The sequence below is a fragment of the Xenorhabdus kozodoii genome (assembly GCF_002632875.1).
Classification (GTDB): Bacteria; Pseudomonadota; Gammaproteobacteria; order Enterobacterales; family Enterobacteriaceae; genus Xenorhabdus; species Xenorhabdus kozodoii.
Genome location: NZ_NJCX01000003.1, coordinates 55979 through 68745 on the forward strand (window position 1 = coordinate 55979; position 12767 = coordinate 68745).

14 protein-coding genes are annotated in these 12767 nt (G+C 41.1%); 8 read left to right on the forward strand and 6 right to left on the reverse strand.

Annotated elements, in window-relative coordinates; genetic code table 11:
• Positions 1-22: 22 nt before the first annotated feature.
• Positions 23-343, reverse strand: coding sequence for an ATP-dependent Clp protease adapter ClpS (clpS, locus tag Xkoz_RS02755; protein ID WP_099140645.1), 321 nt, complete (start codon positions 341-343; stop codon positions 23-25).
• A gap of 324 nt (positions 344-667) precedes the next feature.
• Here clpS and cspD point away from each other — a divergent pair, with 324 nt between their 5' ends.
• Positions 668-913: a cold shock-like protein CspD gene (cspD, locus tag Xkoz_RS02760; RefSeq protein WP_099140646.1), complete on the forward strand. Its 246-nt coding sequence runs from the start codon at positions 668-670 to the stop codon at positions 911-913.
• 46 nt (positions 914-959) lie between these two features.
• Here the strand turns inward: cspD and macB are convergent, their stop codons facing one another.
• Both macB and macA read right to left on the reverse strand, forming a co-directional pair.
• Positions 960-2915, reverse strand: a complete 1956-nt coding sequence (gene macB, locus Xkoz_RS02765) for a macrolide ABC transporter ATP-binding protein/permease MacB (RefSeq protein ID WP_099140647.1) — start codon at positions 2913-2915, stop codon at positions 960-962.
• 2 nt (positions 2916-2917) lie between these two features.
• On the reverse strand, positions 2918-4063 hold the full coding sequence (macA, locus tag Xkoz_RS02770; protein WP_099140648.1) for a macrolide transporter subunit MacA: 1146 nt from the start codon (positions 4061-4063) through the stop codon (positions 2918-2920).
• Positions 4064-4494: 431 nt separating this feature from the next.
• On the opposite strand from macA, the gene Xkoz_RS02775 reads away from it, so the two are divergent.
• The 5 genes from Xkoz_RS02775 (at position 4495) to artM (ending at position 8565) form a co-directional block, all read left to right on the forward strand.
• Positions 4495-5397, forward strand: coding sequence for a LysO family transporter (locus Xkoz_RS02775; protein WP_099140649.1), 903 nt, complete (start codon positions 4495-4497; stop codon positions 5395-5397).
• 235 nt (positions 5398-5632) lie between these two features.
• Positions 5633-6361 (forward strand): arginine ABC transporter ATP-binding protein ArtP, encoded by a 729-nt coding sequence (gene artP / locus Xkoz_RS02780; RefSeq protein ID WP_099140650.1) that lies wholly within the window; start codon positions 5633-5635, stop codon positions 6359-6361.
• A 70-nt stretch (positions 6362-6431) separates the two neighbouring features.
• Positions 6432-7169, forward strand: coding sequence for an arginine ABC transporter substrate-binding protein (gene artJ / locus Xkoz_RS02785; protein ID WP_099140769.1), 738 nt, complete (start codon positions 6432-6434; stop codon positions 7167-7169).
• Between the two features lie 11 nt (positions 7170-7180).
• Entirely contained in the window at positions 7181-7897 is a 717-nt protein-coding gene (gene artQ / locus Xkoz_RS02790; protein WP_099140651.1) for an arginine ABC transporter permease ArtQ, read from the forward strand.
• Positions 7897-8565, forward strand: coding sequence for an arginine ABC transporter permease ArtM (artM, locus tag Xkoz_RS02795; protein WP_099140770.1), 669 nt, complete (start codon positions 7897-7899; stop codon positions 8563-8565). Before artQ ends, artM begins: the two co-directional genes overlap by 1 nt.
• A gap of 85 nt (positions 8566-8650) precedes the next feature.
• Here the strand turns inward: artM and rlmC are convergent, their stop codons facing one another.
• From rlmC to Xkoz_RS02810, 3 genes are all read right to left on the reverse strand, one after another.
• Complete coding sequence (gene rlmC / locus Xkoz_RS02800) at positions 8651-9784, reverse strand: 23S rRNA (uracil(747)-C(5))-methyltransferase RlmC (protein ID WP_099140652.1); 1134 nt, start codon at positions 9782-9784, stop codon at positions 8651-8653.
• A gap of 24 nt (positions 9785-9808) precedes the next feature.
• On the reverse strand, positions 9809-10330 hold the full coding sequence (locus Xkoz_RS02805; RefSeq protein WP_099140653.1) for a type III secretion system chaperone family protein: 522 nt from the start codon (positions 10328-10330) through the stop codon (positions 9809-9811).
• A 78-nt stretch (positions 10331-10408) separates the two neighbouring features.
• The gene (locus Xkoz_RS02810) at positions 10409-10723 is read right to left on the reverse strand and encodes a YbjC family protein (protein WP_099140654.1); all 315 of its coding nucleotides are present in this window, start codon (positions 10721-10723) and stop codon (positions 10409-10411) included.
• Between the two features lie 210 nt (positions 10724-10933).
• Between Xkoz_RS02810 and Xkoz_RS02815 the strand changes: the two genes are divergently transcribed.
• Together Xkoz_RS02815 and ybjG are read left to right on the forward strand one after the other, a co-directional pair.
• Entirely contained in the window at positions 10934-11197 is a 264-nt protein-coding gene (locus Xkoz_RS02815; protein WP_099140655.1) for a GrxA family glutaredoxin, read from the forward strand.
• Between the two features lie 474 nt (positions 11198-11671).
• Positions 11672-12280, forward strand: coding sequence for an undecaprenyl-diphosphate phosphatase (gene ybjG, locus Xkoz_RS02820; RefSeq protein ID WP_099140656.1), 609 nt, complete (start codon positions 11672-11674; stop codon positions 12278-12280).
• The last annotated feature ends 487 nt before the right edge of the window (positions 12281-12767 follow it).

A 12767-nucleotide genomic window follows, 5' to 3' on the forward strand; every position in this document is an offset into this window, starting at 1 on the left:
CTTCTAATTTCAGTAAGCCAGATCAGACCTTTTCTAGCGTGCAAAGTAACGGATGCTCGTGCTCCTTAGCATACATGTTCACTTGCGCAGCTTTCGTTTCTGCGACCTCTGCCGTATAAATTCCGCAAACTGCCTTTCCTTTGTAGTGGACATCCAGCATTAGTTGCGTTGCTTGTTCAACATCATAAGAAAAGAACTTTTGCAATACGTCAACCACAAACTCCATAGGGGTATAGTCGTCATTGTTCAAAATAACCTGATACATTGATGGCGGTTGTAGTTTTTGTTTTACATCGTCCTTAATAAATTCTTTAACTTTCAAATTGTTATAAAACTCAGTCATTATTCTTCCGCTGGGTAGTAACTGTCCGCTGGATTTTAGTATGAACGCATTCATTCAACTGCTATATATTTTATCACTTCATAAAGCACTCTGCTTACCCTCTTCCTTAGATTAACGGATCAGTATCTTGCCTAAAAATCGGATATCGTTATCTATATCAAACTTTAGCCATTTGAGACAGCTTGGCGTTGTTTATATGCTTGACGACGTAACGAATTTCACTACAGTATATTTTATGAACACCGCTTACTCTGGGCGTCTGTTCATTTTTTTAATGTTTAGTGACTCCTAAATCCGAAATCGTGATACGAGGGATAGAGAAGTATGGAAACAGGTACTGTTAAATGGTTCAATAATGCAAAGGGCTTTGGATTTATTTGCCCAGCTGGAGGGGGTGAGGACATATTCGCTCACTATTCAACCATTCAGATGGATGGTTATAGGACACTGAAAGCTGGACAAAAAGTAAACTTTAGTGTTCATCAAGGCCCCAAAGGTAACCACGCCAGCCTTATTGTGCCTCTGGAAGAGGGTGCAAAATCAAAAAAGAGTGATCCGATAAGCTCATAATTTCCACGCCACAAATAGACTATAGACTTATTTGTGGCGTGCTGTTCTATTCTCTTGCTAAAGCCTCTATAGGATCAAGGCGAGCTGCGTTTTTCGCAGGCAAGAAACCAAAGATCACCCCTATTGCTGTTGAGCAACCAAACGCGATGATGAATGCCATAATGTTATAAGTGACATTCCATTTTGGTAACATCAACTGCGCAATCAAAGAAAAGCTGTATGACAGGATAATCCCTATAATTCCCCCGATTAAACAAACCAAAACGGCTTCAATAAGAAATTGCTGCATAATGTCACTGGTTCTGGCGCCCACCGCCATACGAATACCAATTTCCTTGGTACGTTCGGTCACTGATACCAACATGATATTCATGACACCAATTCCCCCAACAATTAGGGATATTACTGCAACTAACGTCAAGAATATTTGCAGCGTCCGTGTTGTTTTACCCACTATTTTAATCGTTTTATTAATGTTATAAGTGTGGATGTCTTTTTTGCCGTGACGGAATATCAACAATTGATTAAGTTTTTCTTCCGCTTCATTGGAGTCATAGCCATCTTTCAACCTGACAACAATCGTATTCAAGTAACTTTGATTCATTAAACGGCTATTCATCGTACTGTACGGTAACCAAATTTGTAATGTATTACTGCCATAAAGGTTTTGCCCACTGGTAATGACACCCACTACCGTCAAAGGCATATTTGTCAACAGTAACTCTTTGCCTATCACATTATCTTGGTTAGGGAAAAACTTCTTACGTGTATTTTCATCAATGATAACCACTTGAGACTGGCGCTCGATCATTTCTGAAGTAAAAGGAATGCCTTGAATAAATTTCATGGCATAGACCTGAAAAAATTCACTTCCTACACCCGTTATTTGTGCGTTGGCATCTATATTGCCTTGACGCAAACGCCCAGCGCTTGCAAATTCAGGAGACGCAGCCTGAACATAGGATTGAGATTTGATTGCCGGAATATCAGTAAGCTTCAGTGCCTGCATATCCAGGGCGCTATCACTACCAAAATCTTTGCCTGGATAAATGGATATAGAATTCGTTGCAATAGATCTAATATGTGATAACACCATCGCTTTTGCCGCATCACCAATCACCAGGATGGTGACGACAGATGCAATGCCTATGATAATCCCAAGCATTGTCAGCAAAGTACGTAGCTTATTCACATTCATGGCACGCCATGCCATCAATAAGGCTTCATTAAAACGTCCCCAGGTTTGTTGTACTGAAGAGTTTTTCACATTGACAGTTTTTGCATTCTCAGAAGAAATATGGGGCGATGTTTGACATTCAGATGAGCGTAATTCACGTATGATGCGTCCATCTTTAATTTCAATCACCCTTTGAGCCTGTGCAGCAACATTAGGATCATGAGTAACAATAACGACCGTATGTCCGCGTTGGCAGAGCTTTTTTAAGATGTCCATCATTTCCTGGCCGGAAGTACTATCTAATGCTCCCGTCGGTTCATCAGCAAGAATGACTTGCCCCCCATTCATCAATGCCCTGGCAATGCTGACACGTTGCTGCTGCCCACCAGAAAGCTGGCTTGGTTGATAGTTAATCCGATTTCCCAATCCAAGGTTCTTTAGCAGTTCAACTGCCCGTTCACGGCGTTGAGTTTTGGAAGTGCCGGAATAAATTGCGGGGATCTCAACGTTTTGCTCGGCGGTTAAATGAGACAATAAATGATAGCGCTGAAAAATGAACCCAAAATATTCCCTGCGCAACTCTGCCAATTGATCACTATCCAAATCAGCAATATTGCTTCCTGCGACCCAATACTCTCCGCTGCTGGGTTTATCCAGGCAGCCAAGAATATTCATTAAAGTAGACTTACCTGAACCGGAAGCGCCAACAATCGCCACCATTTCCCCGGCCTGTATGGATAACGAGATATCATCTAAAACAGTCACCTGACCTTCTCCAGCCTGATAGTGGCGACTCACATTTTTCAGTTCCAGTAACGTACTCATTATTACTCCTCTACGCTACTATCACTGCGACTGGTGATCACACGTTCGTTTTCCTTCAACCCGGATAGCACCTGAATATTCGTATTATCAAAAGCGCCTACCGTGATTTTACGTTTTTCTACTTTACCATTATTTAAGACACTCACTTCATATTGGGTTGAAGGTGCATATTGGGTTGAAGATGTATCCTGATGAGAAGAGATATCCAGAGCTGAAATTGGGATCATCAAAACATCATGCAGCGCCTGGAGTTTTATTTTTATTTGGGCAGTCATCTGCAAGCGCAAGATATGACTAGGGTTAGGGACTTCAAAACGGGCATAGTAGAAAATCGCGTTATTCACAACTTGCGGTGTTGGCAGAATATCTTTCAGAACACTGTGAAATTGCTTCCTTGGCGCTCCCAAGATAGTAAAAGTTACGTCCTGTCCGGGTCTTAAATTAATGACATCGGCCTCTGAGACTTCTGCATTAACAATCATCGTATCGAGATTGGCGAGTGTCAGGATAGTAGGTGCTTGCTGTGCAGCAATCACCGTTTGGCCCTGAAATGTTTTAATATCTGTCACAATGCCCTCGATTGGGGCAGTAATTCTGGTATATTGCAAATTCGTTTTCGCCGTATCAAGCTTGGCCTTATTTTGCTTAAGTTGCGCCATGAGATCGTCAATTCTGGCTGTTTTGGATTGCATATCTGTTATGCTGGAATCCAATTCTTGGCGGGACGTTAAGTGTAATTTCGACAAATGATTCAGGCGATTCACTTTGAGTTGTGCAAGTTTTAATTCGGACTGTGCCCCACGGAGATTAGCCTCCAGTGATTTTGCTGTTTCCTGAATTTCTTCCACGGAATTTTTTGCAGTTTGGGGATCAATCAATGCCAGCAATTGACCCGGTTTAACTTTATCCCCCAATTTCACATAAAGCTCTTTCAACTGACCACTAACCTGAGCGCCTACATCAACCTTACTGACCGCATCCAACTTACCTACCGCCAGGACACTCCTTTCGAAATCCCCCTTTACCACCGGACTGGTCTGATATGTAATGGGCTTTGGAAAAAAGAATAAATAAAACAATAGAAAGGCAACAGCTATGAGGAAAAGCCCAGCCGCAACCCAACGATATTTGGTAGAAAGAAGTTTCATCAACAAATACCCACCATTATAAGATGTTATCTCATTACTTCACTTGCACTTTACTGTAGAAGACATAAACGGATCCTATCAATGGGATATTTATGATAAGAAAACTTTCTGATATGTCCTCTTTTACTCTCAGAATCAAAGCCTGGAATTGCCTCACCTATTTTCGTCAAGTATCAGAACCTACTTAAAACCGGGAATGGCTAAATATTACATAAATATATATTCAATTTCTCCCTATCGGATTGACTGAATCTTATTGATAACAACTATTATTAGGGATTAAAAAATGCGTTGAGTTTCAGCATGTTTCCCTTTACCCTACTTGTTATATTAGTGTAACTTTTTTGTTTCTGTGCATTTGCCAGCCATTGTGACTGATCATAGTCATTAGAATGAGATAAAAACATTTTCATTGGATAAGGATGTGGATTATGTATTCGGGATTATTAATTATTCTCCTGCCCCTAACTCTGGGTTACCTTATTCATCTGAATAATAAACCGATACTAACCCTTGTACACCGACTACTCAATGCCATGGTGTATATTATCCTCATTCTGATGGGTATCAGCCTTGCCATGCTGGAAAACCTGGGCAGTAATTTACTTTTTATCTTGCTGTATGCGACGACGTTTTTCCTGTGCATTTTTATCATTAATGTGTTAGCGCTTCTCCTTCTGGATAGACGAAATCCGTGGATGGGTAATGCACATAAGCAAGAAAAGCCCCCTTCACGCTTACACATGGCTTTGGATTCCGTTAAATTATGTGGTGCATTAGCATCAGGATTTCTTATTGGGTTAACCGGCTGGTCATGGTTCCATTTCTCCAGCCGTGCCAGTGAAATTGCGTTAATATTTTTACTCTTTTTAGTTGGGGTCCAACTACGCAATAATGGTATGAACCTAAAGCAAACACTACTGAACCGCCGCGGTATGATCACCGCCATAGTGGTTGCAGGCAGTTCCCTGCTAGGGGGTGTACTGGCTGCATTTTTGTTGGGATTACCGACCAAAACGGGCCTTGCTATTGCATCAGGATATGGTTGGTATTCCCTTTCCGGCATTTTAATTTCTGACGCTTACGGGCCTGTACTGGGTAGCACTGCTTTTTTTAATGACTTAGCTCGTGAATTAGCCTCCATCATGCTGATTCCTATGCTAATAAACCGTTATCGTGCAACCGCATTAGGTTTAACAGGGGCAACTTCAATCGACTTTACCTTACCGATCTTACAACGCTGTGGAGGTGTAAGTATCGTGCCGGCAGCCATTGTTCATGGTTTTATCTTGAGCCTACTAACACCTCTGTTCATCGCATTTTTTACTCGCTAAAAATAATCTTGGTTTGGCGCATAAACTGCGTAAAAAAATTTTTTTGATATAAATTTTGATATGAAAATTAACCTATATTGTTAAAAAAGAGCAAAAACGATCTAGGAAACCGCCAGCAATTTGATTAGTTAACTTATTAATTCGATTAAAATGCCAATTTTATGCAGGCATTATTGCATAGTTATATTTATCGGATTAATATCTCAGCAACCAATTAACTATTCATATTTTTCGCATGAGCATTCAATTAAAAAACATAAATTGTTTCTATGGCTCACAACAGGCTCTGTTTGATATCAATTTTGCATGTACATCAGGCGAAACTGTAGTGTTGCTAGGACCGAGCGGAGCTGGGAAAAGTTCTTTGCTGCGTGTCTTAAATTTACTGGAGATGCCTCGCTCTGGGTTACTCAAGGTAGCAACACATCAATTTGATTTTAAACAGCAACCTAACCACAAAGAAATTCTCGCATTGCGACAAAGCGTTGGCATGGTCTTCCAGCAATACAATTTATGGCCACACTTAACTGTGATGGATAATTTGATTGAAGCACCTTGCCGGGTATTAAAACAATCTAAACAACAAGTGCGAGAAAAAGCGGTAAAACTCCTTTCCCGACTTCGTTTGGATGAATTCGCCCACCGTTTTCCCCTGCACCTGTCTGGTGGTCAGCAACAACGGGTGGCCATTGCACGTGCGTTAATGATGGAGCCTCAAGTTTTATTGTTTGATGAACCCACCGCTGCACTCGATCCCGAAATCACTGCCCAGGTTATTGACATTATCAAAGAGCTGGCAGGAACCGGTATCACCCAGATTATAGTAACTCACGAAGTCGAATTGGCTCGCAAAATAGCAAGCCAAGTTGTATATATGGAACAAGGACACATTATCGAACAAGGTGACCCAACGCATTTTATGCATCCCCAAACAGAAGCCTTTGCTCACTATTTATCACACTGAAATAATCGATTACAAAACCAACATCAAAGCAGTTATCAACCATAAAGTTCATAACCAACAGGATATTGCTATGAAAAAATTATTGTTTGCAGCCTTATTGAGTGCAGTCACTTTATCAGCAACCGCAGCAGAAAAAGCCACTCTCCGTTTTGCAACAGAAGCCACTTACCCTCCATTCGAATTTATTGATGCAAACAATAAAATCCAAGGATTCGACGTCGATTTAGCGAATGCCATATGTGCAAAGCTCAACACAGCATGTACATTCACCAATCAGGCTTTCGACAGCCTCATTCCCAGCCTAAAATTCCGCCGTTCTGACGTTTTGATGGCGGGGATCGACATTACACCCGATCGCCAAAAGCAAGTTGATTTCACCCAAACCTATTACGATAACTCTGCTATTTTCGTTGCTATCAAAGGGAAATTCGCTCACGTTGCCGACCTTAAAGGAAAACAAGTAGGAACGCAAAATGGCACTACCCACCAAAAATATCTGATGGAGCAACATAAAGAACTCAGAACCGTGCCTTATGACAGCTACCAAAATGCCATCCTTGATTTAAAAAATGGCCGGATTGATGCGTTGTTCGGCGATACTGCCGTTGTCCATGAGTGGCTGAAAAAGAATAGTGAATTAGGCACAGTTGGCGATAAGGTGACAGACAAAAATTACTTTGGTATCGGTTTAGGCATTGCAGTTCGCAAAGGCAATACTGAGTTGCTGGATAAACTGAACAAAGCACTAACGGAAGTTAAACAAGACGGGACTTACGATACCCTCTACAAAAAATGGTTTAGCCAATAAACGCAATCCTAATGAATGAACTTCAATCTTTAATCAGCGCCGCCGGCGTCACCGTCGGCCTTGCTATTTCCTCGCTTGCCGTCGGTTTAGTTCTGGCAATGCTTTTTGCTGCGTGGGAATCCACTCGCTGGAAACCTATCGCCTTTTTAGGCTCCTGCTGGGTTACCTTGATCCGAGGGCTACCTGAAATTTTGGTGGTTCTCTTCATCTATTTTGGCAGTTCACAGTTTCTTATTACATTGTCGGAAGGTTTTGATCTCAATCTCATTGTCTGGCACGTTAGAATACAGATGGAGATTGATAACTTTGATGTCAGCCCTTTCCTGTGCGGCGTTATTGCCCTGTCTCTGCTCTATTCTGCTTATGCTTCACAAACATTGCGGGGAGCATTAAAAGCGGTTCCAATAGGACAATGGGAAGCCGGTCAGGCTCTTGGATTAAGCCAAAGTCGCATCTTTTTTCGCTTGATAATGCCCCAAATGTGGCGCCATGCCTTACCAGGGCTTGGTAATCAATGGCTAGTTTTATTAAAAGATACCGCCTTGGTTTCATTAATTAGCGTTAATGATCTGATGTTACAAACAAAAAGTATCGCAACCCGCACTCAGGAGCCATTCACATGGTATATGATTGTTGCTGTGATCTATCTGATAATCACCCTAGCCAGCCAGTTTATTCTTAAACAGCTTGAAATGCGCGCCATCCATTTTGAACGGAGTGCTTCATGATGTTTGAATATATCAAGGAAATTTTACCCGGCTTGCAAACCAGCCTCAGTTTGACGTTTTCAGCGCTGCTGGCTGCATTCATGCTATCTGTTGTCTTGACCATGATTTTGACAATGAAATTGCCGGTGCTTTCTCAATGGGTAAGGGGCTATATCACACTGTTTACCGGAACCCCTCTTCTTGTTCAGTTTTTTTTGATTTACTACGGGCCGGGGCAATTTCAATCGTTAAAAGAATATCCCTGGTTATGGCAACTTATGTCAGAGCCGTGGCTATGTGCAATGGTTACACTGGCATTAAATAGTGCCGCCTATTCAACCCTGCTATTTTATGGGGCGGTCAAGGCAATTCCTGCGGGACAATGGCAATCTTGCCAGGCTCTCGGTATGTCCAAAGCGCATTCTATGCGCATTCTGTTGCCTTATGCTTTTAAGCGAGCACTCTCTTCTTATTCCAATGAAGTCGTGCTGATTTTCAAGAGCACTTCACTCGCCAGTACAATCACCCTGTTAGACATCATGGGATATAGCCAGCTCCAATTCGGGCGGAGCTATGACGCAACGGTATTCGTTGCTGCGGGTATCATTTACCTCTGCATCAATGGCCTGTTAACACTGCTGATGCGTATAATTGAACAGCGAGCCTTATCATTTGAACATCGCAATTAATCAGCATTCATACTCAATTATCTGATTTTACCTTTTCTTACCCGTGATAACTCATCGTTATCACGGGTAAGAATATAAAATATAATTATTTTATATCTAGAACGAGCAGAGCCAAGGTTTCATAATGTTCGGTATGGGGAAACATATCGAATAACTGTACTTTTTCTATTCGATACCGTTCAAGCAGAGTAATATCTTTCGCCATTGTCTGGGCATTACAACTCGAATAAAGAATGAATTTAGGTGCCATCCGGCTAAGATATTCACAAAGCGCTTTACCAATTCCTCTCCGGGGAGGATTCACCAGTACTAATTCAGGGAGTTGTGATTTATCAAGGGCAAAATGAGTAGAATCCAGTGCCTGAAAGTCCACCTGCTCCAACCCAAGGCTTTTAGCTGAACTTTTAGCGCAACGAATAGCTTCAGCGCAGATCTCAATACCTGTCAGCCTGGTCTTCTTATCTGCACAATGCAGACCAAAACCACCTGCCCCACAAAATAGATCCCACATACTGCTAATATTCAATTCCCTGACCCACCGCCCTGCCGTTGCATACAGCTCTGAGGCAATATCCGGATTTGTCTGGAAAAAACTGCGTGGACGAATATATAACGGGATATTGTTAAAAGTTTCCTGCAACATTTTACGCTCAGTAAAAATGATTTCCCTATCACCTTCCAGAATTGCCATATGAGTTGGTTGAATATTAGCGGAAATCACCGTGACTTGTGGCAACTGCTCCTGTAACCAAGGCAATGCCCGCTCTAGCTGGGCCAATTTTGTTTCAGAGCGCAAGACAAAACGCAGCATTATTTCGCCATTAGCACGACTCTCTGTCAGAAGAATATATTTCAATTCTCCCTTTTTCCGTTCAACGTTGTACGGAACCAAGCCCGCTTTGGCGATAAATATTTTTATGACCGCAAAAACCGCCTGAAAATATTCTGGATACAGCGGACAATCGCATAGATCTACCATTCTGCCATCACGATGCAGCATACCAAGCAATGGACGCTCGACACTGCCACTTACCACCATCTTAGCTTTATTGCGAAACGCTCTCGTTTTACTGGTTACTGGCGACAACCAATGTACTACTGATTTTTCCTGTAAAAGTTGCTTTAAATGTTGTTGTTTATCAGATAATTGCTGTGAATAGGACTTATCGAGCCACTGGCAGGAGTGACAATGCCCCGCGGTATACTGCGCACATTGCATGTAAAAAAACCGTATCAAAAAATATTAGTGCAAAGTAAATGTTGATGTTTCCGTTGAGAGCAAGGATTCTTCATCTTCAACTTCAACCTCAACTTCCATCTCACTTTCCATATCATGATTAACATAGAGAAGATTATTGCTGTGAATTTCAAAAATTACATTCGCAATTTGTTCTTCACCCTGCTGCATAAAATTGGAAAATTGTTTAAAAGTCATTCCAGCAGCAAGAGGAAATGCCTGACAAATAATCAGCTTAGGCAAGTTTTCATCCTGAACATCAAGAAATGCCTTCACGGTAAGGGAACTGGCATTAATCTGACTCAAATTGGCAACTAATGGAATTATCGCCGTTGGCCTGACTTCGGCCAAAGCAGAAAATAAAACGACATCACCCAACAGATCGAGCTTGGCATCAAACAAGCCATCGATATTCTGCATATGAGGCAAATGCAAGACTGAGCCTGAATCATTCTCAAAATAGGAGATCTTGAGCTGTTCAAGCCACGTGCGCAAAATTGACAAATTGGGAATAACCATAGAATCCATCGAATTAACCTCATATGACCGAAAAGTGACACATGCTACCTAAGGGAGCTTCCCAGCAAGCAGCCGAATGTACAATAATTAACCTGTTTTGTTTTTTTCATCAGTGACAATCTGATGGTTTTTATCCGCTTTCTTATGATCAATTCCCAAAAAGGAAAGATTATAGACTGCACGCCAGATAATATGGATAGCTGCGGGTATCAAACAACCGATACCCAATAAAATCATAGCAATATGCGCTTCTGTCGTCATTAGTAAAGGTGATAGAATTATGCTATCAGTTATCGACAAGTAAGCCAAAACCAACAGCCCTACCCCCAATACTTCCAATAAAATGACCAACTTAGGCATATCAGCCAATGAGCGCATCTCTTTTGATGGGTTCATTTTCATCCTTTAACCTGTTCCAGCCTAAAAAAACAGACTTTCCGTTACTCAATCAACTTCTGTTAATTAGTCAGCTTATCATACCTGAATCCTGCTTATTGGCAGGACTAATTACAATAAAAGGCAATTCCTACTTTTTTTTGTTAATACTTGCAGGCATAGTAACTCCAGATGACATTCTATGAAGTTCATGATCATTACCACTGAGGAGTTTGTATGTACACTGTCATTTTTGGCCGCCCTGGTTGCCCGTACTGCGTTCGCGCCAAAGAAATCGCTGAAAAACTAAAAACAGAGCGCGACGACTTTGATTATCGCTATGTCGATATCTGGGCTGAAAACATCACCAAAAACGACTTATCCAAAACGGTGGGTAAACCTGTTGAAACGGTTCCCCAGATTTTCATTGACGAAAAACATATTGGTGGCTGCACAGAGTTTGAAGCTTACGCCAGGGAAAATCTGGAACTATACAAATAATCGAACCCAATAATTAGCGCGATACCCGTCAGCAAAAAAACCGCTATCCAGCAAAAAACCTTTCTCTCTGCTGGATAGCGGAAGCTTAAACCATACTGCTTTTCGAGAAAAATCCCACTCCCTGAAAAAATTTTGCGATTTTTTTCTCAAGGGTGAGAACTTTCACGGCATAGTGCAGTCTTAATTATTGCCACTGCTTTTCTTTGATGTCCCCATATTGAGGAGCCCGATAGTCATCCACTTTGGTTAAAGACTATCGGGTTTTTTGTTGGTCACAAATGAGTTGCAAGACAAGGGTTACCTTCCATTACTATTACAATCCCTATATTATTTACTCATGCAACATCAACAAGCATTAAATAAAATCAGGAATCAATACAATCTGCTTTTTTATGTAAAATAATCATTGTTAACAATAGGTTGATAAAATAAAATCACCCTGTTTACGTAAATATCTCGCTTGTGAGGCCGACCTTGCTAGAACAACTTAACCACATTCTGTTTACTTTTATCAATGCAACCCCAGATTCACCGCCAGCAATGATCTCGCTTGCCATCTTTATAGCGAAATATTGCGTATTTATTTATCCCATCACATTAGTCATTTGCTGGCTTTGGGGCAAAGACAAGGCCATCACATCGCAACGCATCGTTGTCAGTAAATCTTGTATTGCTTTTGCCTTTGGCATAACCACATCCTATATCATCGGGGTAATTGTTCCACATGCCCGGCCATTTGTTGAAGGTTTTGGCTATAATTTCCTCTATCACGCGCCTACAGACTCTTTTCCCAGTAACCACGGCACAGCCGTCTTTACTTTCGCCCTGGCGTTTATATTTTGGCACCGGGTTTGGTCTGGTTTATCTCTAATGTTTGTAGCCTGCGCTATTGCCTGGTCCCGTGTTTACGTTGGTGTTCATTGGCCAATCGATATGATCGGGGCATTCTTAGTCAGTCTGTTGGGATGTGCTTTTTCCCAAATCTTTTGGAGCCAATACGGGGAATGTTTACAAAACAAACTTACTCGGCTTTACCAATTCTGCTGTGCATTTTTTATCAAAAAAGGATGGGTAAAAAACTAATCAAGCCCAAATACAGACTCAATCGATTTCAAATGACAATATAGAAAAAGGCTCCTAAATATACACCAGCCACATACCTATATGATGGCTGGAGTAATCAATGTGACTGGAATGTTGGACGTTGCTAACAAAGCAATCCATTTGCAAACCCTATCACCATGAAAAAAATATGGCATTATTTTGTTCAATACATTTCTTAACATTGATTTTCCTCTCCATCGTCGCTTTAAATATTGAGATAAAATCCTTCGCCATATTTAACAATACATAACAGCAAAATGATTACCATTTCTTCATAAACATAGGACTAACTCGCCAACCTTATACACAACAATTGATACTCTCATTAAGGCATAATCAATGTTAAATATATTTTCATTCAAAGAATAAAGATCCTGTGCAATGCAGAAAAATTTTTCCTTATTTATCATAATAATAAGTAAATAAAAATGACAAAAAAAGCAATGGAGAATTAAGAATATTGACA